A 19,245-nucleotide genomic window follows, 5' to 3' on the forward strand; every position below is an offset into this window, starting at 1 on the left:
CGCATTACGAACTGTGCGCAGCGTGCCCGGCCGCCGCTGGATTGCGAAGGTGCGCCGCCGCGCCGAGCTACGACGATGCGTGCGGCTGCGGCCGGCGATTTACTTGGCGGCGCCTGGGCGGGGCGTCTCGCGCATCGAGGAGCGCTGGGCGCGGAGCTTCGGATCGTAGAGCTCGTTGGAGGCGATCTCGGGAACGACGGCCAAGGTGCGCTGATCGCCGGGGGCGCGGAGCACGACGGAGAGGTTTCCCTTCTCGCCGGCGAGGGCCAAGATCTGCGCCTCTTGCAGGGTCAAGCTGAGGGTCAACAGGGTGCTCTCGGCCTTGTCGTTGATGTACGCGACCGACGAAGGATCGAGGCCCTCGGCCGTGGAGACGTTCAGCCCCGAGGCCAGCACCTGCGCGCGCTGAATGAGGACGACCGACGACTTGCCCGGCATATTGTCGGACTCGATGCGTCCGTCCTTGACCACGGCCACCACATCGACGTAGTCGCCCGGCCGGATGAGCGGCGCGTTCGAATCTTCGCGCGAGGTGCGGATGGTCACCGCCCGGCTGCCCGGCTGAATGGCCGCGCTCAGCGAGCGCTTCTCCTCGCTGGCCGACAGATCGCTCCACATGAAGGTCTCGCCCTCCATCACCCGGTTGCTGCAGTGCATACCGATGATCTTGGCGCGCTCGGCTTCCTTGATGGCCCGATCCTCGACGTACGCCATCGGGACCTCGTGAACGACGATCATTTCGTCGGTGATGACGGTGCCGCGCTCGATCAGCTTGGCCGCCGCGAGCAGCTTGACCTTGTCACCGCCCGATTGCGTCATCTCGAACCTTCGCTGGTAGAACGCCAGGCAGAAGATGCCGATGACCGTGGAAATAATGGCGAAGAACAATGCGGTGCGTTTCATCGACGAACCTTCAGCCTACCTCAACAGACGAAAACTGGCTACGACCGCTAGAAAATGGCGCTCGCGTAACCATGGTACGGTTCGCGTCAAGGAAAACCGGATGCGACGGATGGGCGCGGAAAACCACACCAAATTGCAAAATGTTCGCGATCTCGCGCAGCTCGAAGCGGGCGCGATGGGCCCCACCGCACCATCCACCGGGCAAACGACTGCGGCACGACATCTGCAGTGACATGACGTAGCACAATGGCGCTCGCGTCGGATCCCAAAGTACCCCCCACCTGCTGCTCGCCCGAACCCCGGATCGGCCCGAAGAAGGGAAGCGTCCCGCCCAAGGGGAACACCGCGCCGTCCACCCCGCTGAAGATCCTGGTGGTGGACGATCACGGGTCCTTTCGCGAGATGCTCCGGGAGATCATCGTGGGGCTCGGACACGAGTGCCGCATCGCGCGCGACGGCCTCGAAGCGTGGGAGATGCTCCAGGCCGAGCGCGCCGACGTGGTGCTCAGCGATTGGCAGATGCCGCGCATGAACGGCGCCGATCTTTGCAGCCGCATTCGCTCGGCCGACGGTGAGTTCAATTACACCTATTTCGTTTTGCTCACCGGCCTCGCCGACAAAGCGCACTTCCTGCGCGCCATGGAAGCTGGCGCCGATGGCTGCTACACCAAATGCATCGATCCGGACGAAATCCAGGCGCACTTGGTCTCCGCCGGGCGCATCGTGGCGCTCCACCGCCGCGCCTCGGCCGGGCGACAACCCATTTCGCGATCGAGCTGATTCCAGGGTCGATTCCTATCGAATCGATGTGGTAGCAACATTGGAATGCGTGAGCCTCGAGCTTCGTTCCTTTTGTCGTCAGCGTGTGCAGGTGTGCTGGTCTTTTCCGCCGTGTCCATCGGTGCGTGCTCGGGTGAGAGCAGCAGCCCCATTCCGCCGGGCTCCGAGCCCGACGCGGGTCCCAATCCCAATCCCAATCCGAATCCCCATCCCAATCCGCAGGACGCAGGATCGTCCGATTCGGGAAAAGCGGACGCACAGACGCCCCCGACCGTCTCCCTTCCCCTCGATGTGCCGTGGATTGCGCAAAAGCCCGAGCTGCCGCGCGGCTGCGAGGTGACGTCGCTCGCGATGCTGCTGCACTACGCGGGCACACCTGCCAACAAAATGGTGTTGGCGGATCAAATCGTGAAAGTCCCGTACATGAAGGATGGACTGCACGGCAATCCTTACGATGGCTTCGTCGGGGATATGTACACGTTCAGCAACCCTGGATATGGCGTCTATCACGGACCGGTGGCGCGCTTGGCGGAGCGATACTTCCCGGGGCGCATCTTGGATCTCACGGGGGCGGAGCTCGATGGGCTGCTCACCGATCACGTGGCGAGGGGGCGCCCGGTTTGGGTCATTTCCAATGCGCGGTTTCAAAAGCTCGCGCCTTCGGATTTCGAAACATGGCACACCGCGAGCGGCGACGTATCCATCACCTGGCACGAACACTCGGTGGTCATCACGGGCTTCGACACGGCATCCGTCTTCATCAACGATCCGCTCGATACGTCGGCCGGCAAAAACAAGAAGCTGAACCGAAAAGATTTTCGCGAAGCGTGGGAGCAAATGGGAAAGCAGGCGATCACGTACAAGGCCGAGCGCTGATACGAGTGCCGCGGCCGCGGCGGCCGGCCTCGGGCGGCCTCAGGCTACACCGTGCCGCGAGCGCGCCAGAGCACCGCGGCCAGCGCAGGAAGCACGGCCAACAGCGCGAAGGTCGCCGATGGCCCCACGGCCGCGAGCAGCGCGCCGGCCAAGGCGGGTCCGATGGCGCCGCCCGCCAGCGCCGCAAAGTTGAAGAGGCCGATGGCCACCGGCCGATCGCCCGCAGGTACGAGGGTGCCCACCACGGCCACGAGCACCACCTGCGTTCCGGTGAAGCCGACCATCGCGCTGCCGAGCGCCACCACCAGCGCCGCGGGGTGATGAAATGCGGCCGCCGCGAGCAACAAGCCCGTGATGCCGGCCAGGGGAAGCGCCAAAACGGCGTGGCGGCTCGGGCCCGAGGAGGGATGCCGCGCCACGAAGGAGCGCGTGACGAACGCACCAACCACCGCGGCCGGGGCCATGGCCAAGCCGACCACCGGACCGTTCCAGCCGTGGACGGCGCGCAGCAAGGTGGGGGTCGCAAAGAGAAGCGTGAAGTACGCGGCAAAGGCGGTGAAGGCCAAGGAGCTGGTGGACACGAAGCCTGGCGCGCGGATCACGTCACGGGGAACGAAGCCGTCCGGACGTTGCTTCACATGCGCGACCAGCGCGATGGCGCACACCGCGAGGACGGTGGCGGTGGCCAGGACCACGGACGGGCCCAGCGCCGTCGCGCGCGACTGTATGAGCAGGAGCAGGGTGATTCCAATGACCGACACCAGCGCAGCCCCGCGCGCGTCGAAGGGCCCCTGGGAGCGGCCCGCGGGCGCCGCGGCTTGCACCGGCCACGCGGCGAAGGCCGCCAGAACGGGCAGCGCCACCACCGCGCGCCACCCCAAAAAGGCGTCGATCGTACCGCCGAGCAGAGGGCCGCAGCCCGAGGCCACACTGACGGCCGCCGCCACCGACGCGAGGGCCCTCGGCCTTTGCTCCGAGGGCAGCGCCACATTGATGGTGCCATACGTGGACACGAAGGCCGCCGAGGTGCCCGCGCCCTGCAGCATGCGCCCGGCGATGAGCAGCGCGAGCCCATTCGCCACCCCCGCCAAAACGCCGCCCACGGTAAAGAGCACGAGGCTGATGCGAACGACCGATTGCAGCCCATACCGCACGCTCACCCGCCCAAAGAGCGGCATGCCCACCGCCATCGCCAAAGCAAAGCCCGCGAGCACCCAAGCGCCCACGCCCGGCGCAAGGCGGAGCCCCGCCCCGATACTGGCGAGGGCCACGGCCGGCGCCCCCTGGCTGGCAGCGGGTACAAAAAGGTAGGCCGCAAAAGCGCGACCGAGACGCGCGGCCTCGAGCGCTTCGCGTGGCCCTACGCCGGGAGAACTACCGGTTTGCTCCTTCGAACGTGCGGTCATGGATCATGCCTCTTCAATGCTCGCGAGGGCCACGGCAGGCCGTTAGCGGGTAACTGGCGCCGGAGACGAAAAGATAGGCCGCAACGCCGCGACCGAGACGCACGGTGTCGACCGCTTCGCGTGGCCCTACGCCGGGAGGACTACCGGTTTGCTCGTTCGAACGCGCGGTCATGGATCATGCCTCTTCGTTCGTGTTCGTCGTTGGTTGGGAAGGATGCGGCTGGACGGCCTTCGAGATGAAGGGCTTCGTCTCCGCTCGCCCGCATACCAAGACGCAGCTCCTTGGTATAGCTCGTCCGCGGGCGCTCTCGATGGTAGTCGGCCAGCAGATCGGAGAGCTTTCCCTTGGTGTCGGCTTCGTCGACTGGATTGTAGAGGACGAGGCGCTTGGACGATTCATCGCTCAGCTGCAGGGAGCAATATTCGAATACCAATTTTCCGAACCGGCGATGCCGGAGCTCTTTTCGCCCGCTGCGGCGCACCAGGATGTTGTGATCCGCCCACCAGCGGACAAACTCCCGACTTTCCCTCCGCAGCCGCTCGATGACCGCGTTCACCCCCTCCGTCCCGGCATAGGGCGCGACCGCCATGCGGAAGCGGGCGAGCATGTATTTCGCTTCTTGTTCCCAAGCGGGGATCAGCTCCCGCGCGTACGGGTTCAAGAACATGTAAAATAACGTATTCCGATCGCGCACGGGCACGTCCGAAAGCCGATAAATGGCTCCCGCGGCGTCGTTCCAGCCGAGGATGTCCCACTTGTAATCGTCGATGTAGGCGGGCACCCGATCCAAGCTCTCCAAAAGCCGGCTGTATTCGGGCCGCAAGGACTCCTCTCGTACGCTGGTCCCCCGGCCGGGATCCGTGAGCCCCAGGAGCTCGAACATGTACCAGCGCTCGTCGGGATCGAGTCGGAGCGTCTGCGCAAGCCAACTCAACGTATTTGCGGAGACGCGCACATCGCGCGCCTGCTCGAGGCACGCATACCAAGCCACGCTGATTCCCGCGCGCTCTGCAACTTCTTCACGCCGCAACCCCTTGGCGCGCCGGCGCGGCCGAGGTTCGATTCCGAATTCGGCGGGGGACAGCCGGCTACGTCGATTCTGCAGGAACTTCGCGAGCTCTGCTCGCCTTGCCCTATCGATCATTGGATGTTTCGTTGACGATCCCACTCCGTTGTCAACTTCTCATTTGGAATAAATGATTCCTGTGTACCGTCCCAAAAGGCTAAATCTACCAACCCGATGAAATTCGACGATCCGGACGAACCTCGGACGCATTTGTCAGGCACACGCGATGCGCTCTTGGGACGAGCCCAGCGATCCATCTTTGGGATAATCCACGGCCCTGAGATCTGTCAATTCATCTCGAGGCCCGTAGAAGGTATCGTAGACTGAACTGCCAATCGTACGGGCGATTTCCAAAATGGGAAGAATCGCACGAAACGTGTACATACAACATCTAACTTCAATTGATGAACCAATCCTGCCACCTCAGCTGTCGCATGAACTGTCGCCGAAAAGGCGGCAGGGCATACGAAGGAGCAAAAGGCGTCAGGATACGCGACCACGCAGGCGCGAAAGGCATCAGGATACACGAGCACGTGGCGCCGAGAGCACGCGCGTCAACGGCGCAAAGGCGTCTGGCGCACGCCAGTGAATGGCGCGAAGGCGGCAGGACACGAGAGCACGAGGCCGTAATGGCGTGATTCGCCGTACTTTCATGTTGGTTTCAGGATTAGGGCGCTCGATCGTTCATCCTTTCACGTCGTATCGCTTCATCGTTTCCGTATCGTTTCAGCCCCCGAGGGCCCCCAGCAGCAACCGAGGTAGGGCGGGCAATCCCTGGTGTTCCACGTTCAACATGCTCTGTGAGACGCGCCCTCCGGTCTTATGATCGGCGAACCAGGGAGGCTTGATGGGCGAGGCCACCGGGCCTTCGATCACGGCCTTTTGCACACCTTCGAGCATGAGCGTGTTGTGGGTAAAACCGCGACCACTCTGCTCGCTGCCGCCACCTCGCGCCCCCCAAGGCGCGCTGCAGAGCGCATACACCACCGCGGCCCAGTGGTTGATGCCGACCGCGCCATATCCCAAGTCGTCCACGGCGCGTCGGAGGCCGCGTTCGAAGTCGGAGTTGCGCCGCGACCGCGACGGTACGATGACGGTGGCATTGAGATCGCCCCAAAGCTTGGTATTCGCGAATCGAACGGCTTGGTCGAGAAAATCAAGCTCATCGGTCGAATCCAGCGCCAGATGCCCCATCACAGCACAGAACGTCTCACCTTGGTAAATCGGATCATCCGATCCGGGATCGAGCTCGTCGATCACCGCCCACGGTAGGACGCCGTTCTCGCGTACGCCGAAGACGTCGACATGGGTTCGCCCGTCGAGCACCGCGTCGTACCGTTGGGCAGCGCCCGGGTAGAAGGCATACCGGGCCGGGGTTTCGCGGAGACGGCGGCGGATGGCCTCTTTGAAGGCCGCGCGCTGCGGCCAGCGCGACGACGTCAGCACCACGCGCAGGGCATTGCAGTTGAACGACGCATTGTTCGTCAGCATCGCGGCGATGCTGCGCGCATGGAAATCGAGCTCGCGCTCGGAGTAGTGCCCCGGCACCACCAGGGCGGGGCTCACATTGCCGAGCTCCGCGGAGAGCGTCTTGACGCCACCGCGTCCATGACCATTCGCGCCAAAGGCCGATGCAATGCGATCGTACGTCTGCCGCGACCCTGTTAAATGGATGTGCGACACCTCCGGGCGCTCGCACAAGGCGCGCCCCACATTGGCGTCGCCGCGCACGATGGCCACCGCAGCGCGATCGATCAGCGGCGCGTAGACGTGCTCCAAGAAGGGGGTCAGGTACTCGTTCACCGGGCTCATTTTCAGGATGCTCGCCCGGCGGTGCACCATCACCTCGGTAAGCAAATCCGTGGCCGGCAGCGAGGAAACATTTCCAGCGCCGAGAACCACCGAGAGGCGCGGCTCCTGGTTGGTTCGGTAGGCATACGCCTGTGCGCCGAGGATTCGCTCGATGTCCCAGCCTTGCTCGAACTGAACGCGGCAACGAAAGCCGGGCCACGCGAGGTAATCCATCGGCGCCACCGGATGGATGCTCAGATCGGGCGAGCTCGGAAGGCCGTGAAAGCGCGGGAGCGCGGGCCTCCCAGCCTTTTGAATCTGCTCGAGCGATGCCGCGAGCTGCTTCAAGCTGCGGAGCAGAATGTTCGGCCCTGCGAGCCATTCATCGGCCGTGGCCGGCGAGCCGGCCTCGATGCGCTTGGCCTTGCACGCGGCGCGCACCCAATCCTCGGCGACGGCGGCCGTGCGCTCCGCCATTTCCCGAGCCATGCGCGCTTTGTCGGCGAGGGGCGTGTAGTGCCAGTCGCGCGCGCCCCCATGCAGACGCTCGACCAGCGGTCCAATGCGGCCGGCAGGCTCTTGGGATTGCCATTGCAAACTCATCGATCCACCGTTGCCGCTTCAGACCGTGAAGACACGGAACCCATCGAAGCGTGGGAAGAGTTAGGGGAGCTCGGAGAATTGGAAAGGCTGCTCGAGGTGCTCGACGGCTTTTTTTGCAGGTCGTCGTCGCCCACGAGGTGCATGACCTTCAAGAAGCGGTGATAGGCGTCGGGATCGCGCACGGCGGCCGCGATGGCGTCACGGGGTGAGCTCGAGGGATCGCCGTACTCGGGACCGCTCACGACCGTCGTTGGATAGCTTCGGTCGACGGATGTCGACATCTGCCAAGGTATGCGATTCAGCGCCACGACTGCGCGCTGCACGGCCGGGCACTCCAGCTGCCCGTGGTTGGCGCGAAGGGTCTCGCCGAGCATTTTGGCGGTCATGGCCGCGACGCTCATGCCCTGACCGTACACGGGATTGAACGCGCAGAGCGCGTCGCCCACCACCAAGAGCCCATCTGGCCAATCCGAAAGCCCATCGAACCGTCGAAGACGGTTTGCGGTGTTGCGGTATCCGCGCGCCGGTCCTGGAATGCGATCGGCGATGGCGTCGTGCAGGCGCGGATCGCGCAAGCTTCGAGCGAACGCCAGGAAGCCCTCGCGATCGATGGGCGGATAATCGCCGCCCACGCCCGTCAGGGTGATGATCCATCGCCCGCCCTCGATGGCAAAGATGGTGCCGCTTCGCGTGTTGGTGGGGGGCGTGGGGTGAAGGATCAACGCATGCGCGCCGGAGAGCCTCTCGGGGGCGGCTGGAACGATGTGGCTGGCATAGCCGAGCGAGGCATCGACCACCGTCTCCTCGGCGCGCGGGATCCCGAGGGCCTCGAGCCACACGGGCGCCTTCGACTCCCGCCCGCTGGCGTCGACGACCAGATCGGCGTCGAGGCCCGTGGTGCTTCGCTTGCCGACCCGGCGAACGTCGACCCCCGAAATGCGGCGGCCCTCCATCCGCAGGGAGGCCACCTCGGTCTCTTGGAGGATGCGAATGCGGGGGTGGGCGGAGACCTTGGCGCGAACGACGTGTTCCAAGACCTCACGCGTGCACGAAATATTCGAAAGACTATGGTGCTCGCTCGCTTGGGGCATCCAGCCCGCGGCGCTGAGCCAAGCCACGTCGCGGTGCCAATCGATGGATACCCCGCCCGCCGCGAGCAGCTCCGCCTCCAGGCCGGGGAACATGGTGCCCAGAATGCGCAGCCCGCCCGCGAGCAATTGGTGCACGAAGCGGCCCTGCGGAACCCCGGCGCGGGCCTCGGGCTTCTCCGGGAGAGCGTCGCGCTCCACCAGGATCACCTCGAGGCCGGCCTCGGCCAAGCTCTCGGCGCAGAGCAAACCGGCCATGCCTGCGCCGAGCACGATGGCTTTTTCGATTTGGAGCGTCATACGCGACCCTTTTAGGAGAGAAGACGGTTCATCGCGGTGACCGGCCCGGGGATCTTGATGCGCGGCGCGATGGATTCATGAAACGCGGGCAGCTCGGTCCAATGGAGACCCGGCTTGATGTGATGCGCCAAGTGGTAGCCATTGTTGAAGAACACGAGGTTCAGAAGGCGGTTGGTCTTGGTGTGCGAGCTCTCGTAGGGATCGGTGCCGGTGAGCGAGATATGATCGTCGTAGGTCAGGCAGATGAACGTGAGCCAGACCGCGATCATCGGGATGCCGTACACCGAGAGCACGATGGGGCCCGCGGCCACCAGCAAGGCCGCGAAGACGGCCCAGCAGAGGAGCGTGTGCCAGATGCTGCCCGACAGCTTCTTCTTGAAGCGGCGCCCGATCCGGATGCAATGGTAATTGTAGGTGAAGAAGTAGTGCAGAATGTAGACGAAGCGGTGCATCTCGCTCCCGTCCCGGTAGACCCAGCGTGATGGATCCTTGGTGGGATCGGTGTAGTGCAGGTGGTGCCCGAGCTCGTGGTGCAGACGGAATTTCGAGGCGAACATGCCCGTCTGCAGGAACATGAAGACCTCGAGGATACGATTGGCCACCGCGCTCCGGAAGATCGGCACGTGGGAGTGATTGTGCACGACGGTCGCGACGGCCACCTGCGGCAGGAACAGCACGCCGGCGATGATGAGGGTCTCGCGCAGCGCGGGCTTGAACCAAATCACCGCGAGCTGCGCGATGGCGACCGCGAGGATGAGGAGCAGCGGGGCGATGTCGGCGCCGTAGCGCAGGCCGAAGGCAGCAGAGGGCGAGTTTTTGGCGCTCATGGGATCGTGGGATTGGAGGTCTCGAAGGAAGATGCGGGTACGGTCGGCGAGGGACGGCGCGGGGAGCGCAGACGCGCGATGGTGCGCGCGTCGAAGACGCTCCATTTGGCGTCCATGGTTCCAATTTGCTGGTTCGATTGCCACCAGGAGCTGGCGCACTGCAGCTGGGTGATCTTGCCCTTCCGCTCGACGGTGTCGTGGATGCGCATGCGCATGAAGAGCGGCTCGTTCAGCTCACCGAACGAGGAGAAGACGATGCGCATGTCGTTGAGCACGAACACGCTGCCCTTGGGCGCGCCGTAATAGATGTGCGACACGGCGGTCCCCATCTGGCGCACGGCCTCCACGAGCATCAACCCGGGGACGTGATCGAGCGGGTGCTCGAAGAAGAAGGCGTGCTCCGTGTCGATGACCATTTCGGCCTCGTAGAGGTCACTCCGGCCATCGACGCGATGAATGTCGGACACGAATACGTTTTCGATCTCCGTCTTGTGGACCAGGGTCTTGTCGATGGGAATCACGCGGCGCGCGGCCGCCAAGATCGGCTCAGACATGTGCGTACACTTCCTTGCTAAGATCGATTGCCATGGGTCGTTGAGAACCAAGGACGTCGTCGACGGCCTGCTCGGCCGAACGAACACAAGATTCCAATGAAGTCCCGCGAAGGTAGTCTCCCGCGAGCGCAATCCTGCGGCCGCGGAGGGCGCCCTCGAGCGCGCCGACGAGGGCGCCGTGATCGGGTGAATACGCGCACAATCCTGGGTCGAAGCGCCGGACGGCGTACGCCAAGCGGGAGCCGGAGGGCACCTCGGCGTACCGCGACAGGAGCGCTTCGCCCTTGCGGACGAGATCTTCGTCGGACATCACACCGACCTCGCGCCGGGCCGTGCGGCCGCTGAAGGTGTATCGAACCACGTTCAACGCGTTCATGCCGTATGCGCCCGCGTTGCTGAGCGGCACGGAGGGGTCGAATACGAACGCCCTCTGCGCGGAGGTGAAGATGTCGCGGTCGTATTTGGCGAGAACGACCGTCACCGGGAAATACCGGACCGATTGCAGCGCGCGCGCCGCCCGGGGAGCGGCCGCCTCGAGGAGGGCCGCGCTCGCGGGCGCGGGGACCGCGAGGACGACCCCCGAATAGCGCCGTGTCTCCGTGCGCCCGTCGCGCGCGACGCTCAATGTCACGTGACCCGACGGCTCCTGCCGGAGCGATTCGACCTTGGCGTTCAAGACGACGGGGAACGCGCGCTCGATGCGCTCGAGGACGGGGCCGAAGCCGGCGGTCAATTGGTCGTACGAATCGAGCCACATACCGAGGTTCGCGCCGAAGTTGCCAATGTAAGCTTCGTCCGGCTCGGCCGCGTTCATACGAACCGTGATGGGACGCAGGACCGCCCGCGCGAACGCGTCGCTGAACTGGCTCGACAGCCGCGCATCCCCGCGCTTCGGCAATTTGGAGAAGAACGGCCCGCCGAGGAATCGATTGCGCGCATCGAGGAAGATGCGCGCCGAATAGTGCGCGAGCCTCGCGATATCGCGGCGGGGAACGCCCTTCAGATAGCGAAGCATCGACCGAAGCCGCTTGGAGCTGTCCAAGGTAACGACCGAGCTCCCGGCCGCGCGCGAGGTATTGATTCCAAAGCTCTCGTACCCATGCCCCCCGTAGAGCGCGACGAGCTCTCGGAATTGCCGATACGTTTTGCCGATGTTCTTGCCGCCGAATTCGACGGCGTGGCCATCGAGCGATCCATGTCCGATGCGGCCGCCGAGGATCGAGCCGCTCTCGAGGAGCTCCACCGCGTATCCGCGTTTGGCGAAGACATGGGCGGCGGCGAGACCGGATACACCACCTCCGACAACGGCGTACGTATGCGAGGTCATTGTCTAATCCCTTGATGGGTCTTGCGCGCCATCACCGCGGCCAGCGGGCCGAGGACAGGGGAATCCCGTCGCCGGTCGCCAGGGCGGCGCAGCTCGTCATCGACGGCGAATCACCGGGGGTGGTGAACGCGGTCAGGTCCGTGGACTCTTTTCGTGACCCGGAAACTTGTGCAAATCGCGGGCGTTGGCCAGAGATACGCGATCGTAGGATTGAAACTATCCGCTCTCCGGCCGCCCGCGCGACCTCCCGGCGGAAACATGGCCATCCGAACGTGGCAATTCGGACCCATCGCGCCATGGTGGCGCGGAATGTGCGGACGCTTTTTCGATGGGGGCCGGCACGTGGACCAAGGATCCGCGCGAGCGCGCTCGAGAGCACCTTTCAGGCCATTGTCCGGCCACGAGGCGTTCGCCTTCCGGCGGGGCTGCGGCGCGGCACGTGGCGGGCGCGCGGGAGCCTCCGGGGCGATCCCGTTCCATGCGCGGTGACGGTGACTCGAAGTGCGCGACGGTTACGAGCTCACAGGGCGAATTGCGACGGTCCGAACTGCGTCGCGACGGTTCTCCAAACGAATCGCGACGGTCCGGACTGCGCAGCGACGGTTCTCCGAACAAATCGCGACGGTCCGGATTGCGCAGCGACGGTTCTCCGAACGAATCGCATCGGTCCGGACTGCGCAGCGACGGTTCTCCGAACGAATCGCATCGGTCCGGACTGCGCAGCGACGGTTCTCCAAACGATTCGCACCGTTCCGGAATGTGTCGCGACGGCTCTCCAAACGAATCGCATCGTTCCGGAATGTGCCGCGACGGCTCTCGCAACGAATCGCGACGGTTCTCCAAACGAATCGCATCGTTCCGGAATGTGTCGCGACGGCTCTCGCAACGAATCGCGACGGTTCTGCGAACGATCTTCGAAATGCGAAGAGTCGATTATGAATCGATAAACGTAAAAAGCGCGCGGGCCTCGAGGGCCTCGCGCGCTTCTCACTCATACGATGACGGAGCTCGCGGCGGTCGTGCGCCGCCGAATGTCAGTCGATGGGGAAATTGAAATACGTCTTGGGGAACGGCTCGTTCTTGAGGGTGAAGTGCCACCACTCCTCGGCGAGGCCCTTGAAGCCGTGCTTGTCCATGATGCTGTGGAGCAGCATGCGCAGACCGCGATGCGTCTCGGGGAGCGCAGGGTTGAATGCATGCGATTGCACATCGAAGCAGTCGTAGCCCGTGCCGAAGTCCAAGGTGTTGTCCTTGAACCGCTGTGCAGCGGGAAGCGTGCATTCACGGAGGGCATCTCCGTCTTTGTAGACTTCTTGCTCACCGGCGGGCACCGATACGATGGTGACGTCGAAGGTGCTCCCGCGCGTATGGCCCGATTTCTCGGCGATGTACCCGTCGAGGAACAAGCGCGACTTGTCCACCGTGGGGTAGAACTCCTTGCGCATCTTCGTGTCACCGAGATCTTTGGCCCACTCCACGAAGTGATCCACCGCGCGCTGCGGTCGATAGCAATCGTAGACCTTGAGCGTGAGGTTCATCGGTTTGAGCTCGGCCTGCACCCGGGTGAGCGCGATGGCGGCGGGCCACGTCAGGTAGCATTTCGGCGCGTTGTAGCCGCGAATCGGCTTGCCCACGAAATTGTGATCGGTGAAGTAGCGCATCTCGATGATGATCGACGGATCGAGATCGCCCAGCGAGACGAATGCCCAGTTGGGGCGGTGCGTGAGATCTTTCTCCGTCAGCTTTTGCTCCTCCCCTCCTCCTTCCGCGCCTCCCCCTGTCTCACCGCCTCCCTGCCCTTCACATGCCGGCAAAAAGACCATACCCACGCTTGCGAGAACGACCGAAGCAAGTTGCATACGGAGATTACGGCGCGTCCTTGTCATGGACTCCTCCTTCGTTGTCTCATACGTATCAGGAAGAGCCCACTCCGGCGATGGCATTCGTATTCAAAATCACATCGATTTCAAACTTCGGTGTGCACCTGTAGGCGCTACCGCCGTCGCTCGCATCGATCGCACATCGCTCACCGTCGCGAGCCGCGCTCGCATTTGGTCACGCCCACTCGCGGGCATGCGTCGCGTCATCGTGTTACTCCGCGGAGCGGATTACATTGCGGTAATGTGACCGCGGCGTCTCGAACGAAGTTCCGCTAATACTGGCTAGAATCGACCGACGATGCTCACGCCGCCCGGAGTCAATCGCGCGGACGCCGACGCCTCCGTCGACGACGGGGCCGGCTTCGACTTGAAGACGGTGAAATACAGCGCGACGCCGCCGGTGATCAGGGTCGCCGCCGTCAGCACGTCGGCCGTGATGGAGAGCGTCTTGGTCTTGCTATGCGCGTCCTCGATCTCCGGCTTGGTCACGAGGTAGCGGTCCCGCACGTCCTCCTCGTTGGAGTGCGCCTTGAGCGCCAAAAACCCCGTGACCCCCGCGCCGATGGCGAGCGCGCCCGTCGCGCCCCACAGGATGTACGGCGTGAGGTCGGTGGTCTTCTCCGGGGCCGCTTGGCCCTGCGGCGGCTCGGTGAGCTCCAGGTTGACCTGCGCGTTTTCGCTGCCAACGAAAACGATGGACTTGGTGGCGGGGAACAAGCCCTGCTTGGTCGCCGAGACCTTGCGGCGGCCGGGATTGACCAGGATCTTGTCCGACAGGGGCGATTGTCCTACCGCCACGTCGTCGATGGTGATGGACGCACCGGCGACGTTGGTGGTGATGGTCACCGACGCGATATTGGGTTTGAGATCGTTGATCTGCTTATTGACCTCGGCCCGCCGATCGTCGGTGATCTCCTGGCCGCCCTCGGACAGATAACGCTCGAACGCGCGGAGGGCTTCGACGTAATCGTTGGTAGCCTGGTAGCAGAGGCCGATGTTGTAGAGGATGCGGTAGCTCGGGGCGAGCGCGTAGGCGCGCTCGAACTCGGCGCGCGCGGCTTGCGCGTTGCCTTCGTCGTAGAGCTTCATGCCGCGGGTGTAGCGGGTGCGCGCCTCCTCCATCTTCGAGGTCTGCGCGGAGCGCCCGGAGGGCTCCTGCGCGTAGGCGGCGACCGGCGCGGAGGCGATGGCCAGAGCGAGGAGGAGCGAGATGCGACGCGAATGCTTTTTCATCACGATATCGACCTTCCCTTATCACTTAAAGATCGAGCAACTCGTCTGGTCGCCGACCAATCCGCCGTTGCCGCCGTTGGCGTTGCGGTCCCATTTCAGCGCGCTGAATTTCCATTCGAGCGTCGAACCGAACGGCTCGAGGCAGACCACCGACGTCTCCGTGGGGGAGTCGCCCGTCGTCAAATCGAAATCGAGCTTGGAGAAGATTCCCTGGAGATCGACGCTGTTCCCGATCGCCAACTGCTGCGTGACTTGCGTGATATCGGTGGGACCGACGAGGCGTTGGTCGCCGGACATGAGCCGCGGTATGGCCTCGGCGATCGCCTTACCCGTGATCGGCTGGCCCGGGTTCTTCTGAGCCGCCGCGTACATGGCGTAAATCGTGGCGTAGATGCTGTCGTACTCGACGACGTAGTTGTTGAGACCTTTGGCGACGAAGTCTTCTTCCGGCGTCTTGTAATTGCCTCGATAGTTGATCGTGAAGTTGTCGAACGCGTTCTGGTTCCAGAACGACTGGTCTACGCCCACGATCCGCTTGCGAAGGTCCTCTCGCTTCGCCGCGTCCGCGGTATTCCGAACGTAGTCGCCCGATTTTTCGAAGGTCGGCGAGGCGATGACGTAGATGGGCCGAGATTGCGCCGGATCCCACCGACTCTCGACGACCGGGCCGATGCCCTTCGGCTTGCCATTGGTCTCCCAAAAGTCATTTCCCTTGTCCGTCGCGATGATGATGTGCGGACGGAAGGCTACGAGCTCGCTCGCGACCGGGGCCAGATCGACGTTGGGATCATCGTTGTACGCGGTGTGGCTGAGCCGCTTGAAGTTGGAGCCGTTCTGGGACGGCGACTTCCCGTTATTGAATCGAAGCTTGTCTTGAATGACGTCGGCGATCGAGCTGAAGACGACCGCCGTGCTGGTGACGAGCGCCACCCTGATATCCCCGGTGATCGGGTTGGTCGCCTGCGTCCGGAGCTTGTTCTCGACGAGCTGAACGAGGGCAGCCTGCGCGGCCCCTTGAGCGCTGGCGGGGGAGCTGGTCCGCCACACGAGCCCGTTGTCGTCGAGGGTGGATATCACGGGCGAGAGCGAGAGATTCGGCATCAAGAATATGCCGTACGGTTTGACGTATTGGTCCACGACCTTGACCGTGGTCGAGCTATAGGAGTTGGTGATGACGGCCTGAATCCCGAGATCCTTGACGATGTGGTCGTAGGAGCGCTTCACGCGCTCGTCGTCGGGGGTGCCGTTGCGGGTCTCATCGCATTCGAGACCGATGATGGGGCGCGACGTGCCGTTGGGGCCACCGGGCAGGCCCGCGATCGAAGCATTCACCTCGGTCAGCCCCATTTCGACCATGTTGTACGAAATCCGGTGGGCTTCCGCCTCCGAGCCGGTCTTCAAGCCGGTGAACGCGAAGAGGATCGCGTTGTCCTTCATCTTCGCGTTCTTTGGAATGAGCGTGCTGCACTCCTCCGAGAGGACGGGGACGCAGGGACCGCCGAGTTGTTTGCAAATGTGCGGAGTGCCGTCTTTTGCCGCGGTGCATTTCTCGTTGGACGTGCAGCCGGTGCTGGTGACGTCGACGCACACACTGTCTTTGGAACAGAATGTTTGCCGAAACGCCCCACCGCGCGAGGTGCAATCCAAGTCCGTGGTGCACTGGAATTTGTCGCTCTTGAGGGCGATCGTGCAGCCGGATGCCCCGGTGCTCACCGCGACGAGAGCAAAAAAGGCCATCGAGAGAGCGGTACGTGCCCCTAATCTCATTTTACCCATATCCCCATACCTGCTTACTAAAGTGAAGAAACGCGATATGACGGGTTGTCGTCGAGCGGCGCGAGTTCGGGTGATTTCATGGCCGACGCCCCCAACCGATGTACGTTTGGGGGCGAAGGACGGTGACTACTTCTTCCAGGGATCTTCTTTATCGAGCGCTTTGCCCCGATTTCCCCCCTGCGCGGGCGGCGGGGCGGGAGCAGCAGGCGGCGATGCGGCAGGCGCCGGCGGCGATGCAGCGGGCGGCGGGGCGGGTTGCGTCGCGGTCACGGGCGGCGGGGGCGGCGACGCGTGCGCCCTCGGGGCCGGAGGACGCCATTGTGGCGCGGGCGCGCGGCGCTCTTTCTCCAGGCTCACCTCGACATGAACGCTGGCCGCGCGAAACGACACCGCCATCGTCTTGGTCACGAATCCGTCGGATTCGACGCGCGCGGTGTGATCGCGCCCATCCCTCGGAAAGATGCCATGCGGCGGCTTGCCGGAAGCACTGGTAATAAGCTTATCGTCGAGGAAGACTTGCGCGTTGGTCGGAGAGAGATCGAACGTAATCTCGGTCTCGAGCTCTTGTTTCGCCTCGGCGGGTGTCTGCACGGGCGATCCCCCTGCAGCGGCTCCGGCCCCAGGTCCCACGCCCGACGCGGCAGACGCGACAGGAGCGATCGATGTGGCCACGGCCGGCGCGGAGGGCGCGCGCGCGACGAACGCCGCCGCCACCAAACCCAACGCCACCATCACCCCTGCCCCCACGACACCCCAATTAGCGCGAAACCCACGCGGCGGCGGTGGCGTGAGCAATGACGACGACACGGAGCGGTTGCTCTCCGTTTCGATGATCGCGCTCGCGGGCTCCAGCCGCGGAAGTGGCACGATGTGCGTGGTCCCCGTGGTCGAGGGCGGCGGCGCCGACAAGCGCGCGTCGATGGCCGCGCGCACCTCTCTGCGCCGATCGGCGAAGATGCGGCTCACGAGGCCCGAGACATCGGTGTATTTGCATCCGCCCAAGGTGGTGAGCAGATCCTCGAGATCCGAGTGCAGCGCGGCGGCCGTCGCATAGCGCTGCTCGACGTCGACGGCCATGGCCTTCTTACAGATACGAACGAGCTCCTCCGGCGTTCCGGGCAGCGGCACCGGCGCGGGGATCTCGCGCGCGGCCAGGCGCTGGAGCACTTCCATCTCGGTCGCGCCCGACCACAATCGTTTGCCGTTGATGACCCGCCACAGAATGGCACCCACCGAAAAGATATCGGCGCGCCGATCGATCTGGTTCGGCGAGATGAGCTGCTCGGGCGCCATGTACCCGATCTTGCCCTTGATGGTGCCAGCCTCGGTTTGGCTCTTGGAGTCGCTCGCCTTGGCGATGCCGAAGTCGAGCAGTTTGACGGCGCCGTCGTAGGTGACGAAGATGTTCTGCGGCGACACGTCGCGATGGATCACGTTGAGCGGCGTGCCATCGAAATCTTTGAGCTCGTGGGCGAAGTGGAGCCCCGCGCACGCATCGGCGAGGATGCGCAGCATGATCGGCAACGGGCGCTTGTTGGCCGGGAGCCGGTGGAGGAGCTCGTCGAGGCTGTGGCCTTCGAGGTACTCCATCGCGAAGAAGTACCGTTTGCCATCGAACCCGACCTCGTTCGTTTGGGCCACGTTCGGATGGTTGATCCGCGCCGAGAGCCGGGCCTCGTCGAGGAACATGGTGCAGAACTCGGGGTCTCGCGCCATCTCCTCGCGCAGGAACTTCAATACCTGCAGCTTATTGAAGCCGCCGGGCCCTTGAATGACCGCGAGAATGACATCCGCCATACCACCGCGGCCCAGCTCGAAGATGAGCCGATAGCGTCCCGCATTGCCCGCGTTGTTGGACATGACGGCCGAGCCGGGAATCGTCACGTGCGAGGGCGTAGGCCCCGTTGCCGTGGACTCCCTCGTAAAACTCTCCATCTGTCTACTCATCGCACCCCAAAGCAGGACCGATGGTAGCATGAACCCCTTCTGCTAGATGGCCTATCACAGCCATCCGAGTACAAATATTTTTGCCGTGTACATGGTATTGGCCACACACGATCACAAATTCTGGTGGTGTAAGGCGCGGTCATCGCGCGAAAATGGCCGCAGATGTCGATAGCGCATCGCGCCACGCTCCGCGGTTGCGCCGGAGGGGGGCTAGCATTTCGTGCTTGCTTCCTTAAATGGGTCGTCATGGGCCATACGATATCTCGATATGCGCCGCACTCTTCTCACCAGACTGAACGGTAAGTAGCCCAGCCCGCGGCGGCCCGCGATTGCTCGGCTCGAGCGGCGCGCGCAAGCATGCCGAATTCGGCGCTCCGGGACCGTTCTCGGCACAAGACGCAAACGTCCTTCGACGAGGTCATGGCCCGTTGTTATCGTCGCGCCGCGTCTGGAGGGACCATGAACCAAAGACTCGTGGGTAGACTCGCGCGCACGGCTCTCGCAACGGCCGGCGCCATGATTTTCGGATGCTCCACCGAAATGCCGCGCGATGATTCGCCGCCCTCGCCGGAGACGAACGAGAGCGTCGGTATATTGCCTTTGCACGAAGGATCGAGCGCGGGCCCGCTCGTCCTCGAATGGAATGAAGATGCCTCGGCGCCGCTCATCGCGCGCCGCGATGCGTTCGCCGCCCATATCACCAACACGCGCCCCTTCGCGGTCGACGTCGACGTATTGGTCACGGCGCGCGTTCGCGGCCGCACGATCGACCACTATCTCCGCCATGTGGTGCTCCCGGCGAGCGGCACCGAGCTGCTCGCCATTCCAACGAGCGCCATCCCCGTGCCCCATGTCGGAGCGGCCGCCGATGTGCAGCTCGTGGCGCT

The 19,245-nt window shown here is 64.0% G+C and carries 15 protein-coding genes; 3 read left to right on the forward strand and 12 right to left on the reverse strand.

All coding sequences use genetic code 11. From position 1 onward, the window contains the following. Window positions 1-99: 99 nt before the first annotated feature. Window positions 100-903, reverse strand: coding sequence for a Flp pilus assembly protein CpaB (gene cpaB / locus LZC94_29475; GenBank protein WXB11974.1), 804 nt, complete (start codon window positions 901-903; stop codon window positions 100-102). Here cpaB and LZC94_29480 point away from each other — a divergent pair. The 3 genes from LZC94_29480 to LZC94_29490 all read left to right on the forward strand — a co-directional run bounded on the left by LZC94_29480 (window position 875) and on the right by LZC94_29490 (window position 2,559). Then, a complete protein-coding gene (locus tag LZC94_29480) occupies window positions 875-1,135 on the forward strand; it encodes a hypothetical protein (protein WXB11975.1) in 261 nt (86 codons plus the stop codon). The genes cpaB and LZC94_29480 overlap by 29 nt on opposite strands. A gap of 14 nt (window positions 1,136-1,149) precedes the next feature. Next, window positions 1,150-1,683 carry a response regulator gene (locus LZC94_29485; protein ID WXB11976.1) on the forward strand — a complete coding sequence of 178 codons (534 nt, stop codon included), beginning with the start codon at window positions 1,150-1,152 and terminating at the stop codon, window positions 1,681-1,683. Window positions 1,684-1,794: 111 nt separating this feature from the next. Further along, window positions 1,795-2,559: a C39 family peptidase gene (locus LZC94_29490; protein WXB11977.1), complete on the forward strand. Its 765-nt coding sequence runs from the start codon at window positions 1,795-1,797 to the stop codon at window positions 2,557-2,559. A gap of 44 nt (window positions 2,560-2,603) precedes the next feature. Here the strand turns inward: LZC94_29490 and LZC94_29495 are convergent, their stop codons facing one another. From LZC94_29495 to LZC94_29545, 11 genes are all read right to left on the reverse strand, one after another. Then, window positions 2,604-3,830, reverse strand: a complete 1,227-nt coding sequence (locus LZC94_29495; GenBank protein WXB11978.1) for an MFS transporter — start codon at window positions 3,828-3,830, stop codon at window positions 2,604-2,606. A gap of 275 nt (window positions 3,831-4,105) precedes the next feature. Further along, window positions 4,106-5,110, reverse strand: a complete 1,005-nt coding sequence (locus LZC94_29500; GenBank protein ID WXB11979.1) for a helix-turn-helix transcriptional regulator — start codon at window positions 5,108-5,110, stop codon at window positions 4,106-4,108. Window positions 5,111-5,758: 648 nt separating this feature from the next. Continuing rightward, window positions 5,759-7,426 carry an aldehyde dehydrogenase family protein gene (locus tag LZC94_29505; protein ID WXB11980.1) on the reverse strand — a complete coding sequence of 556 codons (1,668 nt, stop codon included), beginning with the start codon at window positions 7,424-7,426 and terminating at the stop codon, window positions 5,759-5,761. After that, complete coding sequence (locus LZC94_29510; protein WXB11981.1) at window positions 7,423-8,814, reverse strand: FAD-dependent monooxygenase; 1,392 nt, start codon at window positions 8,812-8,814, stop codon at window positions 7,423-7,425. The genes LZC94_29505 and LZC94_29510 overlap by 4 nt, the downstream gene beginning before the upstream one ends. A gap of 11 nt (window positions 8,815-8,825) precedes the next feature. After that, entirely contained in the window at window positions 8,826-9,641 is an 816-nt protein-coding gene (locus LZC94_29515; protein ID WXB11982.1) for a fatty acid desaturase, read from the reverse strand. After that, on the reverse strand, window positions 9,638-10,195 hold the full coding sequence (locus LZC94_29520) for a hypothetical protein (GenBank protein ID WXB11983.1): 558 nt from the start codon (window positions 10,193-10,195) through the stop codon (window positions 9,638-9,640). Before LZC94_29520 ends, LZC94_29515 begins: the two co-directional genes overlap by 4 nt. After that, window positions 10,188-11,522: an FAD-dependent oxidoreductase gene (locus LZC94_29525; protein WXB11984.1), complete on the reverse strand. Its 1,335-nt coding sequence runs from the start codon at window positions 11,520-11,522 to the stop codon at window positions 10,188-10,190. Before LZC94_29525 ends, LZC94_29520 begins: the two co-directional genes overlap by 8 nt. Before the next feature lie 1,034 nt (window positions 11,523-12,556). Further along, window positions 12,557-13,345 (reverse strand): M15 family metallopeptidase, encoded by a 789-nt coding sequence (locus LZC94_29530; protein ID WXB20265.1) that lies wholly within the window; start codon window positions 13,343-13,345, stop codon window positions 12,557-12,559. Window positions 13,346-13,684: 339 nt separating this feature from the next. Then, a complete protein-coding gene (locus LZC94_29535; protein WXB20266.1) occupies window positions 13,685-14,635 on the reverse strand; it encodes a PEGA domain-containing protein in 951 nt (316 codons plus the stop codon). 21 nt (window positions 14,636-14,656) lie between these two features. Next, window positions 14,657-16,372 (reverse strand): hypothetical protein, encoded by a 1,716-nt coding sequence (locus LZC94_29540; protein ID WXB11985.1) that lies wholly within the window; start codon window positions 16,370-16,372, stop codon window positions 14,657-14,659. Window positions 16,373-16,537: 165 nt separating this feature from the next. Beyond that, window positions 16,538-18,295, reverse strand: coding sequence for a serine/threonine protein kinase (locus LZC94_29545; GenBank protein ID WXB11986.1), 1,758 nt, complete (start codon window positions 18,293-18,295; stop codon window positions 16,538-16,540). Window positions 18,296-19,245 lie beyond the last annotated feature (950 nt).

It is taken from the genome of Sorangiineae bacterium MSr11954 (genome assembly GCA_037157815.1).
Taxonomy (GTDB): domain Bacteria; phylum Myxococcota_A; class Polyangia; order Polyangiales; family Polyangiaceae; genus Pendulispora; species Pendulispora albinea.

Excerpts from the sequence above, each read along its gene's own strand:
- LZC94_29480 (WXB11975.1), top strand. The coding sequence starts at position 875 with ATGGCGAAGAACAATGCGGTGCGTTTCATCGACGAACCTTCAGCCTAC.
- cpaB (WXB11974.1), bottom strand. The coding sequence starts at position 903 with ATGAAACGCACCGCATTGTTCTTCGCCATTATTTCCACGGTCATCGGC.
- LZC94_29485 (WXB11976.1), top strand. The coding sequence starts at position 1,150 with ATGGCGCTCGCGTCGGATCCCAAAGTACCCCCCACCTGCTGCTCGCCC.
- LZC94_29500 (WXB11979.1), bottom strand. The coding sequence starts at position 5,110 with ATGATCGATAGGGCAAGGCGAGCAGAGCTCGCGAAGTTCCTGCAGAAT.
- LZC94_29505 (WXB11980.1), bottom strand. The coding sequence starts at position 7,426 with ATGAGTTTGCAATGGCAATCCCAAGAGCCTGCCGGCCGCATTGGACCG.
- LZC94_29510 (WXB11981.1), bottom strand. The coding sequence starts at position 8,814 with ATGACGCTCCAAATCGAAAAAGCCATCGTGCTCGGCGCAGGCATGGCC.
- LZC94_29515 (WXB11982.1), bottom strand. The coding sequence starts at position 9,641 with ATGAGCGCCAAAAACTCGCCCTCTGCTGCCTTCGGCCTGCGCTACGGC.
- LZC94_29520 (WXB11983.1), bottom strand. The coding sequence starts at position 10,195 with ATGTCTGAGCCGATCTTGGCGGCCGCGCGCCGCGTGATTCCCATCGAC.
- LZC94_29525 (WXB11984.1), bottom strand. The coding sequence starts at position 11,522 with ATGACCTCGCATACGTACGCCGTTGTCGGAGGTGGTGTATCCGGTCTC.
- LZC94_29530 (WXB20265.1), bottom strand. The coding sequence starts at position 13,345 with ATGGTCTTTTTGCCGGCATGTGAAGGGCAGGGAGGCGGTGAGACAGGG.
- LZC94_29535 (WXB20266.1), bottom strand. The coding sequence starts at position 14,635 with ATGAAAAAGCATTCGCGTCGCATCTCGCTCCTCCTCGCTCTGGCCATC.
- LZC94_29540 (WXB11985.1), bottom strand. The coding sequence starts at position 16,372 with ATGGCCTTTTTTGCTCTCGTCGCGGTGAGCACCGGGGCATCCGGCTGC.